This is a genomic window from Cohnella ginsengisoli, assembly GCF_029525555.1.
In the GTDB taxonomy this organism is placed as follows: Bacteria; Bacillota; Bacilli; order Paenibacillales; family Paenibacillaceae; genus Cohnella; species Cohnella ginsengisoli.
Genome location: NZ_JAPDHZ010000002.1, coordinates 316,145 through 335,030, shown reverse-complemented (window position 1 = coordinate 335,030; position 18,886 = coordinate 316,145). Strand labels below are relative to the sequence as shown.

At 57.8% G+C, this 18,886-nt stretch carries 20 protein-coding genes and 3 pseudogenes; 20 read left to right on the top strand and 3 right to left on the bottom strand.

All coding sequences use genetic code 11. The annotated features are described in order from the left end of the window. Position 1: 1 nt before the first annotated feature. Together OMP38_RS01700 and OMP38_RS01695 are read left to right on the top strand one after the other, a co-directional pair. Positions 2 to 1,432, top strand: a complete 1,431-nt coding sequence (locus OMP38_RS01700) for a sensor histidine kinase (RefSeq protein ID WP_277563612.1) — start codon at positions 2 to 4, stop codon at positions 1,430 to 1,432. Positions 1,433 to 1,704: 272 nt separating this feature from the next. Beyond that, positions 1,705 to 2,112: a hypothetical protein gene (locus OMP38_RS01695; protein WP_277563611.1), complete on the top strand. Its 408-nt coding sequence runs from the start codon at positions 1,705 to 1,707 to the stop codon at positions 2,110 to 2,112. A 51-nt stretch (positions 2,113 to 2,163) separates the two neighbouring features. Here the strand turns inward: OMP38_RS01695 and serA are convergent. Together serA and OMP38_RS01685 are read right to left on the bottom strand one after the other, a co-directional pair. Further along, positions 2,164 to 3,758 (bottom strand): annotated as a pseudogene (serA, locus tag OMP38_RS01690) (phosphoglycerate dehydrogenase). Positions 3,759 to 3,942: 184 nt separating this feature from the next. Continuing rightward, on the bottom strand, positions 3,943 to 4,809 hold the full coding sequence (locus OMP38_RS01685; protein WP_277563610.1) for a hypothetical protein: 867 nt from the start codon (positions 4,807 to 4,809) through the stop codon (positions 3,943 to 3,945). A gap of 152 nt (positions 4,810 to 4,961) precedes the next feature. Between OMP38_RS01685 and OMP38_RS01680 the strand changes: the two genes are divergently transcribed. Both OMP38_RS01680 and OMP38_RS01675 read left to right on the top strand, forming a co-directional pair. After that, a complete protein-coding gene (locus OMP38_RS01680; RefSeq protein WP_277563609.1) occupies positions 4,962 to 5,558 on the top strand; it encodes a CPBP family intramembrane glutamic endopeptidase in 597 nt (198 codons plus the stop codon). Next, the gene (locus OMP38_RS01675; protein ID WP_277563608.1) at positions 5,558 to 5,863 is read left to right on the top strand and encodes a hypothetical protein; all 306 of its coding nucleotides are present in this window, start codon (positions 5,558 to 5,560) and stop codon (positions 5,861 to 5,863) included. The genes OMP38_RS01680 and OMP38_RS01675 overlap by 1 nt, the downstream gene beginning before the upstream one ends. Before the next feature lie 56 nt (positions 5,864 to 5,919). Here OMP38_RS01675 and OMP38_RS01670 read toward each other — a convergent pair whose 3' ends face one another. Beyond that, complete coding sequence (locus tag OMP38_RS01670; RefSeq protein ID WP_277563607.1) at positions 5,920 to 6,807, bottom strand: polysaccharide deacetylase family protein; 888 nt, start codon at positions 6,805 to 6,807, stop codon at positions 5,920 to 5,922. A gap of 179 nt (positions 6,808 to 6,986) precedes the next feature. On the opposite strand from OMP38_RS01670, the gene OMP38_RS01665 reads away from it, so the two are divergent. The 16 genes and pseudogenes from OMP38_RS01665 (at position 6,987) to OMP38_RS01595 (ending at position 18,867) form a co-directional block, all read left to right on the top strand. Next, positions 6,987 to 7,334 carry a hypothetical protein gene (locus OMP38_RS01665; RefSeq protein WP_277563606.1) on the top strand — a complete coding sequence of 116 codons (348 nt, stop codon included), beginning with the start codon at positions 6,987 to 6,989 and terminating at the stop codon, positions 7,332 to 7,334. A 249-nt stretch (positions 7,335 to 7,583) separates the two neighbouring features. Further along, a complete protein-coding gene (locus OMP38_RS01660) occupies positions 7,584 to 8,186 on the top strand; it encodes a genetic competence negative regulator (RefSeq protein ID WP_277563605.1) in 603 nt (200 codons plus the stop codon). Between the two features lie 105 nt (positions 8,187 to 8,291). Continuing rightward, a pseudogene (gene prsW / locus OMP38_RS01655) lies at positions 8,292 to 8,980 on the top strand (glutamic-type intramembrane protease PrsW). 54 nt (positions 8,981 to 9,034) lie between these two features. Further along, positions 9,035 to 9,193 (top strand): hypothetical protein, encoded by a 159-nt coding sequence (locus tag OMP38_RS01650; RefSeq protein WP_277565241.1) that lies wholly within the window; start codon positions 9,035 to 9,037, stop codon positions 9,191 to 9,193. Between the two features lie 65 nt (positions 9,194 to 9,258). Further along, positions 9,259 to 9,627: a hypothetical protein gene (locus OMP38_RS34370; protein ID WP_338130385.1), complete on the top strand. Its 369-nt coding sequence runs from the start codon at positions 9,259 to 9,261 to the stop codon at positions 9,625 to 9,627. Further along, entirely contained in the window at positions 9,584 to 10,639 is a 1,056-nt protein-coding gene (locus tag OMP38_RS01645) for a PepSY1/2 domain-containing protein (RefSeq protein ID WP_338130384.1), read from the top strand. Before OMP38_RS34370 ends, OMP38_RS01645 begins: the two co-directional genes overlap by 44 nt. A gap of 173 nt (positions 10,640 to 10,812) precedes the next feature. Beyond that, positions 10,813 to 11,469, top strand: coding sequence for a flagellar brake protein (locus OMP38_RS01640; protein WP_277563604.1), 657 nt, complete (start codon positions 10,813 to 10,815; stop codon positions 11,467 to 11,469). Positions 11,470 to 11,490: 21 nt separating this feature from the next. After that, the gene (locus tag OMP38_RS01635; RefSeq protein ID WP_277563603.1) at positions 11,491 to 11,685 is read left to right on the top strand and encodes a hypothetical protein; all 195 of its coding nucleotides are present in this window, start codon (positions 11,491 to 11,493) and stop codon (positions 11,683 to 11,685) included. A gap of 211 nt (positions 11,686 to 11,896) precedes the next feature. Continuing rightward, a pseudogene (cmk, locus tag OMP38_RS01630) lies at positions 11,897 to 12,602 on the top strand ((d)CMP kinase). 3 nt (positions 12,603 to 12,605) lie between these two features. Further along, the gene (locus tag OMP38_RS01625; RefSeq protein ID WP_277563602.1) at positions 12,606 to 13,193 is read left to right on the top strand and encodes a lysophospholipid acyltransferase family protein; all 588 of its coding nucleotides are present in this window, start codon (positions 12,606 to 12,608) and stop codon (positions 13,191 to 13,193) included. A 114-nt stretch (positions 13,194 to 13,307) separates the two neighbouring features. After that, positions 13,308 to 14,549, top strand: a complete 1,242-nt coding sequence (gene rpsA, locus OMP38_RS01620) for a 30S ribosomal protein S1 (RefSeq protein ID WP_277563601.1) — start codon at positions 13,308 to 13,310, stop codon at positions 14,547 to 14,549. Between the two features lie 140 nt (positions 14,550 to 14,689). Then, positions 14,690 to 15,610, top strand: coding sequence for a YIEGIA family protein (locus OMP38_RS01615; RefSeq protein WP_277563600.1), 921 nt, complete (start codon positions 14,690 to 14,692; stop codon positions 15,608 to 15,610). Beyond that, on the top strand, positions 15,603 to 15,782 hold the full coding sequence (locus OMP38_RS01610; protein WP_277563599.1) for a capping complex subunit for YIEGIA: 180 nt from the start codon (positions 15,603 to 15,605) through the stop codon (positions 15,780 to 15,782). Before OMP38_RS01615 ends, OMP38_RS01610 begins: the two co-directional genes overlap by 8 nt. Before the next feature lie 105 nt (positions 15,783 to 15,887). Then, entirely contained in the window at positions 15,888 to 17,210 is a 1,323-nt protein-coding gene (der, locus tag OMP38_RS01605; RefSeq protein WP_277563598.1) for a ribosome biogenesis GTPase Der, read from the top strand. A 12-nt stretch (positions 17,211 to 17,222) separates the two neighbouring features. Beyond that, the gene (gene plsY / locus OMP38_RS01600) at positions 17,223 to 17,843 is read left to right on the top strand and encodes a glycerol-3-phosphate 1-O-acyltransferase PlsY (RefSeq protein ID WP_277563597.1); all 621 of its coding nucleotides are present in this window, start codon (positions 17,223 to 17,225) and stop codon (positions 17,841 to 17,843) included. Beyond that, positions 17,833 to 18,867 carry an NAD(P)H-dependent glycerol-3-phosphate dehydrogenase gene (locus tag OMP38_RS01595; protein ID WP_277563596.1) on the top strand — a complete coding sequence of 345 codons (1,035 nt, stop codon included), beginning with the start codon at positions 17,833 to 17,835 and terminating at the stop codon, positions 18,865 to 18,867. The genes plsY and OMP38_RS01595 overlap by 11 nt, the downstream gene beginning before the upstream one ends. Positions 18,868 to 18,886 lie beyond the last annotated feature (19 nt).

Below are 18,886 nucleotides of genomic sequence, written 5' to 3'. Positions count from 1 at the left end.
GATGGCGATCTGGAGAACCGTAGTCGGCAAGCTGTGGCTGACGATCATCCTGCTGGTCGCCGTCGTCATCTCGACGGTCGGCTTGTTCCTTCTGAAGATCGTCGACGTGACGGTCAGCGCGGACTCGCTGGCCGAGATCAAGCATCTATTCATTTATTCGGGCGCCGTAGGCTTCTTGCTTACGACGTTCTTCGCGTTTTTCCTGCTCACGAAGATTACGCAGCCGCTGCGGGAGATGAAGCAGGCGGCGAACCGGGTGGCGCAGGGCGAGTATTCGACGCGTCTCGTCGTCCGTTCGTGGGACGAGATCGGCGAGCTGGCCAACAGCTTCAACCAGATGGCCTCGGAGCTTAATACGCTGATTCGTGACATCCAGCACGAGCGGGATCAGCTCGACGGCGTTTTGCGCAGCATGAGCGACGCGGTTCTGCTGTTCGACGCGAACGGCAGGGTAAAGCTGACGAATCCGGAGGGGCAGCATCTGCTCGAAATTTGGCGCGGCCTCAAATGGGAAGACGAGGGAGAAGCGGACGAGCGGGTCACGGTGCCGGATCCGCTCCGCGACATTTATAATACGCTCATTTCCAAAGGCACGACGCACACCGGCAAGATCCACGTGCAGAGCGGCGTATGGTCGGTCGTCATGACGCCGGTTGCGTCCGGCGAAGGCAGCGGCGGCGGTGCGGTCGCGGTGCTGCGCGACGTGACCGAGGAGTTCAGGGTAGACAAGATGCGCAAGGACTTCGTCGCGAACGTGTCGCACGAGATCCGTACGCCCGTCGCGATGGTGCAAGGATATAGCGAGGCGTTGCTCGACGATATCGCTCAGACGCCAGAAGAGCGGCGCGAATTGGTGCAGGTCATTCACGACGAATCGCTGCGTATGGGCAGGCTCGTGAAGGATCTGCTCGACCTTGCCCGCCTCGAGGCCGGCTATCTGGACATGATGATGCAGGAGGTCGACGTGAACGCCCTGCTGCAGCGCGTCCATCGGAAATTTTCGGCGCTGGCGAAGGAACGTGGCATCGAGCTCATTCGTTCGGGCGAGGAAAGCGGCCTGCTTCTCCGGCGCGCCGATCCCGATCGGCTCGAGCAGGTGCTCACCAATCTGCTTGACAATGCGCTGCGCCACACGGCGTCCGGCGCTTCCGTCACTTTGGGCGCGTGCACCAAGTTCGGCGACAAAGGCGCAAGACAAATCGAGATCGTCGTCAAGGACGAAGGCGAGGGCATCCCAACAGAGGACCTTCCTTACATCTTCGAGCGCTTTTATAAGGCGGACAAGGCACGCAAGCGCGACTCCAAGGTCGGGACTGGACTGGGCCTGGCGATCGTCCGCAATTTGGTCGAGGCGCACGAAGGCACGATCCGGGTGTCGAGCGCGTTTGGAGAAGGGACTGAGTTCAAGCTGCTGCTTCCGGCAGGGGAATAGCGCCGAGAGAGACGAACTTAGGGCAGATCGATCGACATCGCGCGGTAAATTTCAAATCCAAGCTTCGGGAGACGATGGATGCATGAAACGAATGCCATTCGAGCGCCCTACGGATTATTATGACGAGCGCATCAAAGAGATCGATGAGCAGTTATGCCGGCTTCTGAAGGACCGCAAGGAAATATCGGGGGGACCATGCCGGATTCCCGCCGCTGGAATGGATCGAACAACGTTCGCGCGAATTTGGACTGTACGAGGATTTTCTCAAATCGTTGTTCGGATTGCTGATGAACGAATCGGTATTCAGGCCTGTCGTCGAGCCGGAGGGGTTCAGGAAATTTATTCCGGTCCTGTTGTCGCAGGAACTTGGCGGGGAGTTATATACCTTGGCTTCCGTTCGACAGTACGTCAATGCGAGCGCGGTTACCCTGCATATCGATGCAAGCGAGGCTTCACCGTCCTTGGAAATGCATATTCGCACCTTCTACGAGCTTAAAGTCGGCGCAGACTATGACTGCAGGAGGTCCGACGGCGGCAGTTCAGGCAGCCACCTTTTTCAGGAATATATCGTCAGCCCTGCATTGCCGGACGATCTGACCGGCGTTACGTTTCATTTTAACGCGTACGCCAAGCCATTCAAAATAGAACCGATCGAAAAGACGTTCTCGTTTACCGTCTGAAGCGAAAGACCGCCGAGGCTGTTAATATAGCCTCGACGGTCTTTTTTTCGGTTAGATGAGCTGAATTTCCTTCGCCGAGTTGAGGTCCGGCAGTTCTTCGAGCTGCGACAGCACTTCCTTCGGAACGGCTTTGTCGACGCCGAGCACCATGATCGCGGCGCCGCCGACGATTTTGCGGCCGACCTGCATCGTCGCGATATTGACGTCGTTCGTGCCGAGCAGCGTGCCGACGCGGCCGATAATACCGGGCTTGTCGTGGTGGGAGATCAGCACCAGATGACCTTGCGACTCGACGTCGACCGGATACTTGTCGATTTGCGTGATGCGCGGACCGAAGCCGTTAAGCAGCGCGCCAGCGGCGGAGCGTTCCTCGCGGCCGGTTTTTAGCGTGACCGTCACCAGGTTGGTGAAGCCTTTGGCTGCCTGGGACTTGGTGGTGACGATGTTGACTTCGCGCATCTTGGCCAAGTGCATGGCGTTGACGGCATTCACTTGATCGGAGCCAAGGTGATGCGCGAGCACGCCTTGTACGACTTGACGCGTCAATGGCTGCGTGTCGACGTCGGCCAGTTCGCCTGCATAAGAGACATTGATCTCCTTGACAGGCCCATCGGTGATTTGCGCGGCGAAGCTTCCGAGCTTGCGGGCGAGCGTGAAGTACGGCTCGAGCTTCGCAAGCAAGTCGCCGGGTACAGGGGGGCATGTTGACGGCGTTTTTGTACGGCTCGTTCCTCAAAATATGCAGCAGCTGCTCGGAAACATCGATCGCGACGTTTTCTTGCGCCTCGACCGTAGAAGCGCCAAGATGGGGGGGTGACGATGACCTTGGGGTGCTTCAGGAACGGATGGTCGGCGGCAGGCGGCTCTTCCTCGAATACGTCGAAGGCAGCGCCTGCGACGCGTCCCGCATCGATGGCTTCGATCAGCGCTTGTTCGTCGATGATGCCGCCGCGAGCGCAGTTGACGATCCGTACGCCCGGCTTAATAACCTCGAACTGCGCTTTGCCGATCATATGGCGAGTCTCGGGCGTCAACGGGGTATGGACGGTGATGAAGTCGGCTCCGCGTACGACCTCGTCGACGGTGGCCAGCGTCACGCCCAGCTTGTCTGCGCGTTCTTCGGTCAGGAAAGGATCGTAGCCGAGCACTTTCATGCCGAACGCCTTGGCGCGTGCGGCAACCTCGCTGCCGATCCGGCCCATGCCGAGCACGCCCAGCGTCTTGTTGCGAAGCTCGACGCCGACGAACGATTTGCGGTCCCATTCGCCGCCGATCGTCTTGGCGTACGCTTGCGGGATGTGGCGGGCGAGCGCCATCATCATCGCGAACGTATGCTCGCAGGTCGTGATCGTGTTGCCGTCCGGCGCGTTGATGACGACGATGCCGCGCTTGGTGGCGGCGTCGAGGTCGATATTGTCCACGCCGACGCCGGCGCGGCCAATGACCTTAAGCGATTTGCCGGCGGTCATGATCCGTTCGGTGACGCGCGTCTGGCTGCGCACGAGCAGCGCGTCGTATTCGCCGATGATGGCGACGAGTTCGTCCTCGGACAGACCGGTTTTCTTATCGATGGAAATGTCGCTTGCCTCGACGAGGAGCGAGATGCCGAGATCGCTGATCGGATCCGATACCAACACTTTAAACATAGTAATCCCCCCTGTACTACGAAGTGATGAATATATAGAAAACACCCTAAAACCCCCCGCGGCCCTACCGGACCAACAGCGTTTTGAGGGTGATCTCGTAAAAGCGGCGATTCTTATTGTAAAGCAACGCGACTTGAAAATGCAATGGAAAATGTGGAACAATCGCTGCCCATTTGACGTAATATTACGTGTCCGAAGAGAAGAAGGGCAGCAGCGGCACGAGCTCCTTGGCGTAATACCTAGATTTGAGGGATAAATAGTCCCCGCTGCGAATCGCATCCGTGCTGTTCAGCATGTCGACGATCGAACGGATCGTTTTTTGCTTCATCTTGGCGGCTTGGCCCGAATTGATGAATTGGTCGATCCTCGCGGTCAGATCCTGCGGCAGGTAATCGTATTGGGCCCGGTTCATGAACATGTACTGCGCGGCCACCGTGTTTTTGACCAGCAGCGGGAGCTTGGACCATTCCGTATTCGCAAGTACGTTCGGCAGCTCGTAAGCGTCGGGCAAGGACAAATTGACCGTGGCGCCCCACTTGAGCATCGAGTCGTAGTATTGGCTTTGCGCGAGCAGTCCGAGCCGCACCGCCTCGGTAAAGTAAGCGTCTTTGGAGACGCGCGCGAGCGCGTCTGCGGCCGAACCTTCGTTGGCATGCGCCGCGAGCTGTCCGAAGCTGCTCTCGTACAGCTTCAGGCTCTTCAAATAATTGTTTTGCGCGTTCATGAGACCTGGCGTCAGGCTCGATACCGTCGTCACTTTGGACTCGTTATACTTGCTTGCCGCCAGCTTGGCCAGCTCCTTCAGCGAGGAAGCGCGATCGACCGTATCGTCCGATTGCCAGCGCGTGCGGGCCGCGGACCATTCGGCCATCCATTCCCGATGCGGCTGAAATACGTTATGATAGAAGGATACGAGATCCTGCTGGGAATACGCATTGGGAGATTCGGCCGCTTTGGGCGCCTGGGCGCCGGCAGGCTTCGCGTAGAGCGCTTCCGTACGGTCGGTGCCGACTTTGACGCCGCTGAAGAAGGCGGCGATCGCGACGATCAAAAAAAAACAAAAAGCCCAGGGCGAAGATCAGGTCCGTTCGTGAGAGACGTTTTTCCATTTAAGACTCCTCGTGTAGATCGACATGATTAGTTTAAGTATAAGGAAATAATTAGCATACGTACATAACAAAAATTTACATCAGACGAGGTAACATGCCTAAATTCGACATTAAAAACATAAAACTAAGAAAAGTGACCGTAGACGAGCTCAGCGACAACATGCTGCTCATCAACTTGTACGCCACGCAGGCGCTTACTTTCATTATCGGATTGGCCTGGGCGTTTTTTCAGGGGCAGAATATATTGGAAATATTCCGCTTTCAAGGTTCGCCGTCGATTCTCTATTGGGCGGCCGGTTTGGCCGTGCTTGTCGTCGCGTTCGACGTCGGCATATCCAGATGGATCCCGGACGAGGCGAAGGACGACGGCGGCGTCAACGAGCGGATTTTCCGCAAACGGCCGCTGTGGCACATCGCCTTGCTGTGCGCGGTGGTCAGCATTTGCGAAGAATTGTTGTTCCGCGGCGCGATCCAGCATGCGTTCGGACCTTATTGGACGAGCATCCTTTTCGCCGCCATCCATGTCAGATACCTGCGTCACTGGATTCCGACGGGCATGGTATTCGCTATCAGCTACGGTCTCGGATGGCTTCTTGCGTACACGGGGACTATCTGGGCGCCAATATTTACTCACTTTTTAGTCGATCTCACGATGGGGATCATCATCAGGTACCGGAGGGAAGAGGAGTAATGAGCGAGGAGCGTCGTCCGACAGCATGGGATAAATACGTAGAAGCCAAGCGGCACGCGTTGTCGCCGGACGAGAAGGAAGCCGCCGATCACGAACCGCTGTCGATCGAACAGCTGGAGCTCGCGATTGCGGAAGCGGCGGCCGCTTCGGGATTGCCCGAAACCGGCATGCCGCCCAGGGCGGTCGTGCATCCTTCGGCCCGCAAAAGCTACAGCAAATGGTTTTACCGCTTGCTGCTCGCTTTGTTTTCGGGGCTCGTCGGCTTTTTGCTCTGGTGGGGATACGAGCATTATTCGACGGTGTAAAATCAAAGCGACGCCTCCGGTTCGCCCAGCGAAACGGAAAGCGTCGCTTTTTTTGTTTAAAAGCCGGTCTCGATGGCCGAAGGATCGACAAACGAATATCCTTTGCCTTCCAACGTCGTCAGCAACTGGTCCAACGCGGCTGCCGTCCAGGACAGCTCGTGCATTAAAATGTTGCTGCCCGCATGAAGCTGCTCCGTCACGTTGTCGACGATGGCCTTCGTTTTGTCTTTGATTTTCGTACCGGACATTGTCCAGTCCAAGGAACCGTTGGACCACGTCATGAACAAAAGTCCGTTGTCGGCCGCGATCTTGTGCACGTCGTCGTTCGCAGAGGCGTTGGGCGGCCGGAAGAACACGGGGCGCTTGCCGACCGTCGCTTCGACGATATCCTGGACCTTCCCGATCTGCGCCTTGATCGATTCGGCGTTTTCCTTGCCGAGCTGGATATGCTCGTAAGAATGGTTGCCGATCGTTTGGCCCCGCCGGTCGATCTCTTTAAGCAGCTCCGGATGCGCCTTGACGCGGTAGCCATTGACGAAGAAGATCGCTTTGGCATGATGCTTATCCAACGTATCGAGAATCGGCTTCAGCGTTTTTTCGTCCTTCGGACCGTCGTCGAAAGTCAGAAGCACGACTTTTGCACTGTTCGCGGATTTGTCGATCGGCACGATGTCGTAGTTTTTGTTCATTTTGTAAGTCTTCTCGGCGGACTGCGGCACTGCCGGCGCGGTCGGCGTCGGCGTGGGCGACGGCGTCGGAGATGCTGATGGAGATGCTTCGGCAGCAGGCGCTGTGGAGGACGATTCCAAAGTAGGTGCCGGCGTTGACGTAGCGGTCGGGATGGCGGCGGAAGGCGATGCCTTCCCGTCCCCGTTGCCCCCGCATGCGGACAGGGCGACGGCCAGCACGCCGACGGCGTACCAGCCTTTGGCGGTTTTCGGCATGTACATGACTTCCTTTCGGCTGAGCTGGAGCTTCTAACGATTGTACCATACCCGCCGCCCGAGGCGTCCAATCTTCTTCCTGAATTTAAGCGGGATGACGCGGTTCGCAGAGGCCAAACTAAGCGTGGATCCGCATTAGGCTTAACAGCTGTCAAAAATCGTGAAGAGGAGGCGATAGCATGAAGATGGCTACGTTCGTCATAGGCGGCATCGTGGGCGCGGCGCTGACAGTCGCGATTCGCCGCAGTCCGAAGTGGTCCGTCGCGGCCGGCATGCTCGGCCGCGAGCTTAAAAACCGCTCCTTCGGCATGAAGGAGGGCGCGCTCGGCAAAATGTTCGACATGCGCTCCGGTTCGGACCATGCCGAACGCAGAGGCGAACACGCGAGCGAGAGCTTCAAGCAAACGGCGTCTAGAAAAACCGGCGCGGACAGCCTCGGAGAGATCGCGAGCATCGTCTCCAAGGATCCCGGCGTCCGCGAAGACGTTAACGAAATTCTCGCGGAGAGCGGGCAGCACCGGATTTGAATCGCCCGCGGCGGCGTCGCGGCGTGTTCCCGGAAGGGAGGCGCCAGACGCCGTTTTTTTTATGCCAGACATGCACTCGGCCCGAAAGAGTCGCGGCAGCGGTTCATTCTATACTTAAAATTGTGGGTTTTGGCTAGTGCATTTCAAGGGTAGAAGTGATAACATATGTTAAAGCACAAAATACACACGTATCGCCTGCCGCGTCATACGCTGTTATCACCCATCGTGTGCAGAAGGGAGGATCCTGTCATGAGGATGGAGCGGCTTAGCCAAGACAAGATTAGGATTTTCCTTACCTTTGACGATCTGTCGGAACGCGGGATCCAGAAGGAAGACATGTGGCGGGAAATTCCGAAGGTTCACGAGCTCTTCAGCGAAATGATGGATCAGGCATACAGCGAGCTGGGCTTCGACGCTTCCGGGCCGCTGGCCGTCGAGGTGTTCGCGATGCCCGCGCAAGGCATGGTCGTCATCGTCACGAGGGGCAAAATGGAGAGGGATTCCGAGGCGGGCGCCGAGGAAGAGCTCGACGAAGAAGTGTACGAAATGGAAGTCACGCTTGAACAGAGCGAAGCCATCATATATCGGTTCCGGGACATCGAGGACGCGATCGGCGCCGCCAAGATGCTGAAGTCCCAGATCACGGACGAGGGTAGGATGTACAAATACCAGAACCATTGGATTTTGTGCTTCGATCCGTCCACCGGCGAAAACGCGAACGATAACGCGCTAATCGCGATTCTCGCGGAATACGGCGACGCGACCTCCGTGACGCCGGCCGTGCTTGAAGAATACGGTCAGTTGGTAATCCCGGCCCATGCCGTGCAAGTGCTGACGGAGCATTTCGCCTGAATCGGCGCTCCCAGACGGACATGCTGCATAAAAACGGCGATCGTTTTTAATGCGGCTGTCCTTTTTTTGCGCTTATGATACCAGAAGGAAAGGAGGGGATTCGCCGTGCTGATCTTCTCCGTGCTGGCTGCGGCTATCGCGCCCGGCCTCGCTTTGCTCGCCTATTTTTACTGGAAGGACCGGTACGATACGGAGCCGCTGTCGATGGTGTCCAAAATGTTCGTGACCGGGGCGCTGATCGTGCTGCCGATCATGATCGTGCAGCGGGGACTCATGATCTGGCTCGGCGAATCGCCCTTTGCGTTCTCTTTCGTCATCTCCGCCGGCGTCGAAGAGTTTTTCAAATGGTTCGTTCTTTATCATATCGTCTTCAACCATACCGAGTTCGACGAACCGTACGACGGAATCGTGTACGCGACTGCGGTCTCTCTGGGTTCGCTACGATCGAAAACGTGATGTACGCGTTCGCCGAGCCCGCCACCTTCGGCTCGCTGCTCGTCCGCGCGCTGCTGCCGGTTTCCGGACACGCGCTGTTCGGCGTCGTGATGGGGTACTTCATGGGCAAAGCGAAGTTCTCCAAGGGCAATCAAGCCCGCTTGTTCCAGTCGATGGCGTTCGTGCTGCCGATCGCTTGGCACGGCATTTACGACTTCTTGATGCAGTCGCTGCCCAGGACGTGGATGTGGATCATCGTGCCGTTCATGCTCCTGCTTTGGTTCCGCGGCATCCGGTACGTCCAAAGCGCAAACGACGTCTCGCCTTTTAGGCTCATGCATCGCGAAGAAGGCGGTTAAGGCCCCGGAATTTGGACATAATGGTATTAACAGTTCCGGGAGCGAGGGGAAACATTGAATAGCGTGCGCGTCAAAGTGACGATCAGATGCAAGTCCTGCGGGGAAAAGTTCATTTTGCGGGGCAAGCGGGAACGCGGAAAGGTCGACACCGGGTTCAGGCAGTGCGTTTGCGGCAACGCGGACCGATTCGACATCGAAGAAAACCATGCATAAAGGCGGCTCCTCATACCCACACTAACGGCAATCCGTAGTCTGGGAATGAAAGGGGCCGTTTTTTTATGTACAAACGCTTGAGCGCAGTAATGTTTCCGCTTTGCGCGCTGCTGTTCGCGGGCGCCGTTTTTTGGGGATACCAGGAGCATCAAGAGAAAAACGCGGTGCTGATCAAGGCGGAAAACCAATATCAGCGGGCTTTTCACGATTTGACGAACCATATGGGCAGTTTGCAGGATCAGCTGGGCAAGACGCTGGCGGTTAACAGCGCTTCTTATCGCATGCAGCGCAAAGGCTTGGTCAACGTATGGCGTCTTACGAGCCAGGCACAAAACGAAGTGAACCAACTTCCGCTTACATTGCTGCCGTTTAATCAGGCGGAAAACTTTTTTGACCCGCATCTCCGATTTTGCTTACCGGACGTCGGTCCGTGACCTTACGAAGGAGCCGTTGTCCGACAAAGAGACGCAAACGATGCAGTCCCTTTACGCCAAAGCGGCCGACATCAACAAGGAGCTTGGCAAAGTTCAGGATGCGGTGCTGTCCGATCATCTGCGGTGGATGGATGTCGAAGTCGCGATCGCGAGCGCCGACCAAACGGCCGACAATTCCATTATCGACGGCTTCAAGACCGTCGACAAAAAGGTGTCCTCCTACCCGGAAAACGACTGGGGACCTTCATCCGCCTCCCAGCATCTTCAGCGCGCGCACGGCAATGCCATGGGGCCGAAGATCTCCCCGGAGGAGGCTCGCCGAAACGCAAGCGAATTCCTAGGCATCGCTTCTCTGGATTCAGGACGGGAGATCATGATCTCCGAAAACGGAACCAAAACCGATCATCCGACCTATACGGCCACCGTAAGCGGGAATAAGGACGCCTCCAAGGAAGCCGGGAAGCCGCGGATCGTCATGGACTTTGCGGCAAAGGGCGGAAAGCTGCTGTGGTTCATGAACCCGCGCGTCGTCAAGACCCGGAGTTTAAACGTCGCAGCCGCCAAACAGAAGGCGATCCAATTTTTAAAAGAGAAGGGCTATCCTTCCATGGCGCCTGTCACGTACGACGAATACGATCACGTCGCGGTATTCACCTTCGTAGCCGAGAAAAACGGCGTGCTGATCTATCCCGACAAAGTGACCGTGCGGATCGCGCTGGACAACGGGGAGGCCGTCGGCCTGCAAGCGGCCGACCATGTCTATCGCGAGGCCGGCCTCGCCGTCGGAAAAGCGTCCGTCGACGAAGTCAAAGCCAAGTCGGTGCTTCATCCGAAACTTCAAGTGACCGGCCATCATCTGGCCGTCATCGAGAACGACGAAGACAAGGAAGTGTTGTGCCACGAATACACAGGCAAGATCAACGGGGCGCAATATCGCATTTACGTTAACGCGGAGACGGGCATCGAAGAAAAGGTCGAGCAGATCCCGGATTCGGCTAGAGCGATTTTGTAGCCTCCTCGGTTGAATGCGCCGGGCCGATAATCGGTCCGGCGGATTTGAATATTTTGACCGCTTGGCATCTGCCGCCGGACAAGCGATCGTGCTATAATGCAAAGGATAATACGAACTTTAGAACGATGTTCGCATGAATCCGACATTATACAGCAGTCGCATGGAGGTGCAGCGTGCTTCCCAAGATAGGTCAAATGCTCTACATTCAGCCCCATGCGGCGACGAATGACGATGGGCCGCCAGGCATGCTCAGATCGCGGGTCACGGACGCGGACGATCGGTTTTTGTACGTGGATATCCCGATAGACGAGCAGACGCGCAGGCTGCATCGGACCCAGCCCGGGGACGAACTCAAGCTTACATACTTTACGTCCGAGGGCGTCAAGCATCAGTTCGGCGCCCACGTCCATTCGATACGCAGGGAAGGCATCAGCCAGCTGGTCATTCCGAAGCCCGATCCGGATCAGATCACCAGGGAGCAGCGCAGAAGCTTCCTTCGCGTCGAGGCGCAGCTCGAGATAGCCGTCCGGCTCGGCGAAAAGCTGCGTTTTACGGCGCTGACCGACGATGTCGGCGGCGGCGGCGTATCATTCAGATGCGACCGCAAGTGGCCGATTACGCCGAACATGAAAGCAAGCTGCTGGCTGCTGTTGAGCTATAAATCGGGCGCCGTCTCGCATGCGCAATTCGAAGCCGAGATCGTCCGGATCGTGCCCGTCGAGCCGCACCACCATCTGGTCATGATGAGGTTCCAGGACATCCAGGATACCGATCAGCAGAAGATCATCCGCTATTGCTTCGAAAAGCAGCTCGAGCGTAGAAAAGATTAGGCTTAGAAGGGCAGTGGCGGCATGAACGGCGAAGGAGACCGCAGGCGTTCGGATCGCGGAAGGGCGGCGGAGCGCATCGACGGATACCTGCGCGCGGCGGTTTTGGTCGGCGCAATCTTGCTCGTAATCACGCAGCTGCTGCTGCGCGTGCCCGAGATCAGGACGCTGATCGTCCCCGGCGAACGCGCCGAAGGAATACCCTACGAAGCCGGATAGACCCGTGTCTATTCGGCTTGCTTTTTTGCATCTGAATATATGCTGTGGTATAATTTGTTCATTCGTGCGCAGGCGGTCGCCGGCTAGTTTTATGCTTAAGCAGGCGTTGCCGAACAGCTCCGTCTCCGCCTTGCCGCAGGCCGATGGACCTCCTGTCTATTCGACCGGATGCATCAATGTTTGTGCGCTCTAGGAGGCTTGTTGCTACTTCATGAATGAACGTTATCCGCACCGCATCAACATTGCGATCGACGGACCGGCCGGAGCGGGCAAGAGCACGGTCGCCAGATTGGTCGCCAGCGAGCTTCAATACGTTTACGTAGACACGGGCGCTATGTACCGCGCCGTCACCTTCGTCGCGCAGTCTCGCGGGCTTCGGTTGGACGACGAGGACGGCCTGGCATCGCTCGCGTCGGGACTGGACATCTCGCTGCTGCCCGGCGAAGGGGGGCCAGATCGTATTGGCTGACGGCAAGGACGTCACTGGCTTGATTCGCACGCGCGAGGTGACGGCTGCCGTCTCGGCGGTTTCCGCGAATGCCGCCGTCCGGTCCCGCATGTCCGAGCTTCAGCGCTTGATGGCTGCCGCCAAGGGCGTCGTCATGGACGGCCGCGACATCGGTACGCACGTTCTTCCCGACGCTGAGCTCAAGGTTTTCTTGACCGCTTCGCCCCGGGAGCGCGCGACGCGCAGATTTTTGGAGCTCGGGGAAAAGCCCGGCGTTACGCTCGATCAGCTCGAAAAAGAGATCGCTTTGCGCGACCGGATGGACAGCGAACGCGATATCGCGCCGTTGCGCCAGGCCGCGGACGCCAGGCTGATCGATTCGACGGGGCGCTCGATCGCCGAGATCGTGGACGAGATCGTATCGTTCGGCCTTGCGGCCGCGCAGGCGATCGCCGCAAGGGAGAATTGACCGATGCTTTACCGATTTGCGAGATTGCTGCTCAGAGTCCTGTTCAAGCTATTGTACCGCTTTGAAGCCATAGGTGCGGGGCGAATCCCCGCGGAGGGCGGCGTGATCCTGGCCAGCAACCATACGAGCCTTCTCGATCCGATCGCGCTCGGAATCGGCGTCGAACGCAAGGTGCACTATATGGCGAAGGCGGAGCTGTTCAATATTCCCGGCTTCGGCGCGCTGATTACGAACCTTGGCGCTTTTCCGGTAAAGCGAGGCGGCGTCAGCAAAGAGGCGATCCGTACGGCAATCGGCATACTGCGCGAAGGCAAGGTGATGGGGATTTTCCCCGAAGGAACGCGCAAGGACGTCGGTCTCATGGGCAAGCGGGGCGCGATGAGCATGGCGCTTCGCGCCGGTTCGGCTGTCGTGCCGGTAGCGCTTGTCGGTAGCTATCGTCCCTTTACGAAGATGAAAGCCGTATACGGGGCGCCGCTCGACATGGAGAAGCTTGCGGGCGACGGTTCGCCGGAAGCCCAAGAAGCCGCTACCGAGCTGCTGATGTCGAGGATCAAGGAAATGCTGAACACCGGCAAGCCCGCGCAATAATTTAATTCTTCCGGAGCATACTACGGTCGTTCGTCCTATTTTTATACTTAAGTGATTTAAACCCCGCGTCGCGGGTTTAAATAAAGTTGTGGTAGAACTGAGGAGGTTATTTCCATGTCTGAAGAAATCAATGTCCAGGAATCCGCCGCGCAGGAGCCTGTCGCTGCCGAAAATGCCGCAGAGACGGTAACGCAAGACGAGCTGGAGAACGTCGTATCGCTGAAAAAGGGCGATACCGTGAAGGGAACCATCGTTAAAATCGAAGACAACCAAGCTTACGTAAGCCTTGGATATAAATACGACGGTGTCATCCCGCTTCGCGAGCTCTCCAACGTCAACCTGGAGAATGCCTCCGACGCCGTTCAGATCGGCCAGGAAGTAGAAGCGAAGGTCGTCAGCATCAACGACGAAAAGGCAAGCCTCGTCCTCTCTAAGCGTCAAATCGACGGCGCGAAGGCATGGGATGATCTCCAAAGCAAATTCGATAACGGCGAAGCGTTCGAAGTTACGGTTGCCGACGTCGTCAAAGGCGGCCTGGTCGCTGACGTAGGCGTTCGCGGCTTTATCCCCGCTTCGATGGTCGCGCGCACCTTCGTCGAAGATTTCTCCGATTACAAGGGTCGCACGCTTCGCGTTAAAGTGAAAGAAATCGACCGCGAAAACAACAAAGTGATTCTGTCGGCCAAGGAAGTGCTCGAAGCCGAATACGAAGCGCAAAAGCAATCGGTTATGGCATCCCTGCAACCGGGTCAAGTGCTCGAGGGCACGGTTCAACGCCTGACTCCGTTCGGCGCGTTCGTCGACATCGGCGGCGTAGACGGACTGGTTCACGTTTCAGAGATCGCCTGGAACCACGTGGCGCATCCGGCCGACGTCGTCTCCGAAGGCCAAAAGGTTAACGTGAAGGTGCTGAGCGTCGACACGTCGATCGGCAAGATCAAGCTGAGCATCAAGGCAGCACAGCCGGGTCCGTGGGAATCGGTCAACGGCAAGTTCAACACCGGCGATGTCGTCACCGGCGTCGTGAAGCGTCTCGTGAGCTTCGGCGCTTTCGTCGAGATCGCGCCTGGCGTCGAAGGCCTCGTGCACATCTCCCAGATCGCGCACCGCCACGTCGCTACGCCGCACGAAGTACTGAAGGAAGGCCAAGAAGTTCAAGCGAAAATTCTGGACTTCAATCCGGCCGAGAAGCGCGTGTCGCTCTCCATCAAGGAGACCGAAGAAGCGCCTGCTCAACCCGAGCGTGCGCCGCGCGAACCAAGAGGCAGACGCGAGGAAGCGAACATCCCGGCTCCGGAAAGCATGAGCTTCACGCTTGCCGAGAAGTTCGGCGACAAGCTGAGCAAGTTCAAGTAAGTTCTAACCAAATAGGTGACAGGCGCTGCAGAAGCTTTTCTGCAGCGCCTTTTTTGCGTCTCGAAAATAATCCTTTTGCGCACGTTTAAGCTGCGCATACTAAGGAATGGAAAGGAATCCGGCTAGAGGAGGAGAAGGTCATGATTACGGCAAAGTGGCTGGCCGGCCATCACGAGCTGATCGGCGTGACGCTGGGTACGTTATTCGGTTTTTTGGCACGGGTCGTCATGCTGCGCAGCGATTACAGACAGTATCCCGCCTATCCGCACGGAAAAATCATACATCTAGCGCTCGGGCTCATCGCCGGCGCTTTAGGGGCGGTTGCCGTTCCCGCGCTGATGAGCAAGGACTATACGGCGATCACGTTTTTGTCGCTCGCGGCGCAGCAATTCAGGGAAGTGCGCAACATGGAGAGAGGGACGCTGACCGCAATCGATCATCAGGAGCTCGTCCCGCGCGGCGCGACCTATATTGAAGGCATTGCCGTCGTTTTCGAAGGGCGAAACTATTTGTCGATAGCGACTGCGCTTTTGGTGAGCTTTGCGGCAACGATATTCGGCTGGATCTGGGGCGTGCTGCTTGGTATCGTATGCATCGCGATCGTCCTGCGGTTCATGAAAGGGAAAACGATCAAGGATATCGCGCTTGTTTCATTTGCGCCGGTGAAGGCTGAAAACGCAAGCGTTACGGTCGGAACCGTCTATATGATGAATGTCGGGCTCGAATCGGACCTTGAAATCATCCGCAAACTGGCGATCGGTTTTATCCTCACGCCCGTGAGCGATGATGCGAAAGTAACGCTTTCTAACCTGGGTCTTAGGCAGGCGATCCTGCACGATTTGTCGACAAGACTCGGCGTTTATCGGGATGACGGAGAACCGTCGCTTTTGCCGATTGCGAAGCTCGATTTGGATACCGGAGCGCTTGGCGTGCTGCTGCTGCCTAGGGAACATGGGATGGAGAAGGCGCTCAAAGCGATGCGCGACGTCCCGCTGCTCGAATCGGCGGTCCGCAGACCGACGAAAGCCAACAAGACGAAGGGAGAACCCGCCCATGGCTAAAATCGTCATGCTCGTGACGACGGATCCGACCAATATATCCGAAGGTTCAGCCGCCTTGATCGCAAAGTCGGAGGAGGAGCTGCAAAACTTGACGAATATGCTGGAAAAAATACTGGACTGCGCCGCCCATAAATTGAAGGACGGCCTGTTTATGATTGTCGACCGGCATTAGCAATCGCGCCGGTGCGCGCATGCCGAGGTACCGTTAGCCAAGCCGGGGTATTTTTGTTATGATACTCTTTGTATGATTCAGAGGAATCCCTTAAGGAGTGAAAGCATGGCAAGACCTGTCATTGCCATCGTAGGACGTCCCAACGTAGGGAAGTCGACGATTTTTAATCGCATAATCGGTGACCGCCTGGCCATCGTCGAAGATAAGCCGGGCATTACGCGCGACCGAATCTATGGCACCGGAGAATGGAGCGGCCGCAGCTTCAGCGTCATCGATACCGGCGGTATCGAGATCGACGGAGAAGACGGCATGCTTCGGCTTGTCCGGATGCAGGCCGAGCTCGCGATCGAAGAGGCGGATCTCATTGTGTTCATGGCCGATGCCAAGTCGGGCGTCACGAATGCGGACGAAGAAGTCGCCCAGATTTTGTTCCGTTCGGGCAAGCCGGTCGTCGTTGCGGTGAACAAGGTGGACAACCTTCAGCGCATGGACGACATTTACGAATTTTACAGTCTGGGATTCGGCGATCCGATCGCGCTCTCAGGCTCGCACGGCATCGGAATCGGCGACCTGCTCGAGGCTTGCGTGGAGCGCCTGCCTGCCGGCGAGGATCAGGAGTACGATGACGACGTGATCAAGGTCGCCCTTATCGGACGCCCGAACGTCGGCAAGTCCTCGCTCGTGAACGCCATCCTGGGCGAGGAGCGCGTCATCGTCAGCGAGATCGCGGGCACGACGCGCGACGCGATCGATACGCCTTTCGCAAAGGACGACCAGCGCTACGTCCTGATCGACACCGCCGGCATGCGCAAGCGGGGCAAGGTGTACGAGACGACCGAGAAGTACAGCGTCATGCGGTCGATGAAAGCGATCGAGCGCGCGGACGTCGTGCTCGTCGTCATCAACGGCGAAGAAGGCATCATCGAGCAGGACAAGCATATCGCGGGATACGCGCACGAGATGGGCAAGGCTTCCGTCTTCGTCGTCAACAAGTGGGACGTCGTCGAGAAGGACGACAAGACGATGCAGCACTTTACCAATACGATCCGCGATCACTTCCTGTTCATGTCTTATGCGCCGATCGTATTTCTTTCTGCGCTGACGAAGTCCAGGCTGCACCGCCTGCTGCCCGTCATCGACCGCGTCGCCGAGCAGCACGCGATGCGCGTGCCGACGCATCTGCTGAACGACGTCGTCGCGGACGCTGTGGCGATTACGCCGCCGCCGACGGATAAAGGCCGCAGGCTGCGCGTGAACTACGCGACGCAAGTGTCCGTCAAACCGCCGACGATTCTTATTTTCGTGAACGATCCGGAATTGATGCACTTCTCGTACGAGCGTTATTTGGAAAACAAGATTCGGGCCGCGTTCGACTTCGAGGGCACGCCGCTGCGCCTCTTCACGCGTCGCAAGTCCGATCAGGAATAGGAGAGAACCGAATTGCTGCCAGCCGTCATCGCCGTCGTCGTCAGTTATTTGCTCGGCTCCGTCTCCTTCAGCATCCTGTTCGCCCGCTGGCTCCGCAAGATCGATATCCGCCAGCACGGCAGCGGCAATGCCGGCGCGACGAATACGCTTCGCGTTCTCGGTAAAGGACCGGCAATCGCCGTTTTCCTGCTGGACATCGCCAAGGGGCTCGTTGCCGTCGCTCTTGGCCAAGCGATCGCGGGGGAGCAGGGGTCCTGGCTCGCCGTCGCTTGCGGGCTGGCTTCGATCGCCGGGCACAACTGGCCGCTTTATTTCCGCTTCAAGGGCGGGAAAGGCATTGCGACGACAGTCGGCGCACTCATCTACCTGGCGCCGCTGCCTGTCGTCGCCGCGGGCGTCGTAGCCATTATCCTCATCGTTATTACGCGATACGTATCGCTCGGATCGATGGTTTTTGCCGCGCTCGTACCGATCATTCTCGGCTTGGCGGGCGAGATCGGCCCCGTTTTTTGGGGGGCGCTCGTATTAGCGCTGCTGGCGATCATACGTCACCGCAAAAATATCGTCAAGCTGATGAACGGCACCGAGAACAAAATCGGCGCCAAGAAGAAGGAGGATTCGCATGGCATCTAGCCAAGTTACCGTCCTGGTAGCGGGCAGCTGGGGCACGGCGCTGGCCTGCGTGCTCGCGGACAACGGTCACCAAGTCAAAGTATGGACGCGCGGTGCCGCCCAAGCGGAAGAGATCAACGAATCCCATACGAACCGCAAATACCTGAAAGATGCCGAGCTGCCGAAGTCGCTGCGCGCGACGACGGACATGGCCGAGGCGCTTCGCGAAGCGGACGCCGTCGTGTTCGTGGCGCCGTCTTCCGCTATGCGCGAGGTCGCGAAGGCGGCCGTGCCGCATCTCAAGCCGGGCGCGCTCGTCGTACATGCGACCAAAGGCTTTGAGACGGGCACTTTAAAACGGATGTCTCAGGTGCTCTCCGAAGAGCTGGGACGCGCCGAAGGCTCGATCGTCGTGTTGTCCGGGCCCAGCCATGCCGAAGAAGTCGTCCTGAGATTGCCGACGACGGTCGTCGTTGCCGCCAGCGACCTGGAGCAGGCGGAAGCCGCCCAGGATTTATTTATCAACGATGCCTATTTCCGCGTCTATACGAACCCCGACTACATCGGCGCAGAGACCGCCGGCGCGATCAAAAACATCATCGGCCTCGGCGCGGGTCTGTCTGACGGTCTCGGCTTCGGCGTCAACGCCAAATCCGCGCTCGTCACCCGCGGCCTGGCCGAGATCGGCCGGTTGGGGTCCGCGATGGGCGCCCATATGCTGACGTTCGCGGGTCTCGCAGGCGTAGGCGACTTGATCGCGACGTGCACGAGCAGACACAGCCGGAACTATCGCGCGGGCGAGCTGCTGGCCCAGGGACTTGGCTACGAAGAGGTCCAAGAGCGGATCGGTATGGTCGTCGAAGGCGTCCGCACGACGCTGGCGGCTTCTAAGCTCGCGGTCCAGTACGGCGTGGAGATGCCGATCACGGCGCAGCTTCACGCGGTGCTTTTTGAAGGGAAGCCTCCACTGCAAGCCGTAGAAGCGCTCATGGGAAGAGTGCGTACGCACGAGATCGAAGAGACCGTTCTTTTTAACCGTACATAGCGTGCTTGCACCTGCCTTA

What these genes read in the sequence shown, in the direction of transcription:
- OMP38_RS01610 (WP_277563599.1), top strand. Translation starts at nt 15,603, where the DNA reads ATGGCTAAAATCGTCATGCTCGTGACGACGGATCCGACCAATATATCC.
- OMP38_RS01670 (WP_277563607.1), bottom strand. Translation starts at nt 6,807, where the DNA reads ATGCCGAAAACCGCCAAAGGCTGGTACGCCGTCGGCGTGCTGGCCGTC.
- OMP38_RS01625 (WP_277563602.1), top strand. Translation starts at nt 12,606, where the DNA reads ATGCTTTACCGATTTGCGAGATTGCTGCTCAGAGTCCTGTTCAAGCTA.
- OMP38_RS34370 (WP_338130385.1), top strand. Translation starts at nt 9,259, where the DNA reads ATGTACAAACGCTTGAGCGCAGTAATGTTTCCGCTTTGCGCGCTGCTG.
- OMP38_RS01700 (WP_277563612.1), top strand. Translation starts at nt 2, where the DNA reads ATGGCGATCTGGAGAACCGTAGTCGGCAAGCTGTGGCTGACGATCATC.
- OMP38_RS01675 (WP_277563608.1), top strand. Translation starts at nt 5,558, where the DNA reads ATGAGCGAGGAGCGTCGTCCGACAGCATGGGATAAATACGTAGAAGCC.
- OMP38_RS01660 (WP_277563605.1), top strand. Translation starts at nt 7,584, where the DNA reads ATGAGGATGGAGCGGCTTAGCCAAGACAAGATTAGGATTTTCCTTACC.
- OMP38_RS01595 (WP_277563596.1), top strand. Translation starts at nt 17,833, where the DNA reads ATGGCATCTAGCCAAGTTACCGTCCTGGTAGCGGGCAGCTGGGGCACG.
- OMP38_RS01680 (WP_277563609.1), top strand. Translation starts at nt 4,962, where the DNA reads ATGCCTAAATTCGACATTAAAAACATAAAACTAAGAAAAGTGACCGTA.
- rpsA (WP_277563601.1), top strand. Translation starts at nt 13,308, where the DNA reads ATGTCTGAAGAAATCAATGTCCAGGAATCCGCCGCGCAGGAGCCTGTC.
- OMP38_RS01615 (WP_277563600.1), top strand. Translation starts at nt 14,690, where the DNA reads ATGATTACGGCAAAGTGGCTGGCCGGCCATCACGAGCTGATCGGCGTG.
- OMP38_RS01665 (WP_277563606.1), top strand. Translation starts at nt 6,987, where the DNA reads ATGAAGATGGCTACGTTCGTCATAGGCGGCATCGTGGGCGCGGCGCTG.
- OMP38_RS01635 (WP_277563603.1), top strand. Translation starts at nt 11,491, where the DNA reads ATGAACGGCGAAGGAGACCGCAGGCGTTCGGATCGCGGAAGGGCGGCG.
- der (WP_277563598.1), top strand. Translation starts at nt 15,888, where the DNA reads ATGGCAAGACCTGTCATTGCCATCGTAGGACGTCCCAACGTAGGGAAG.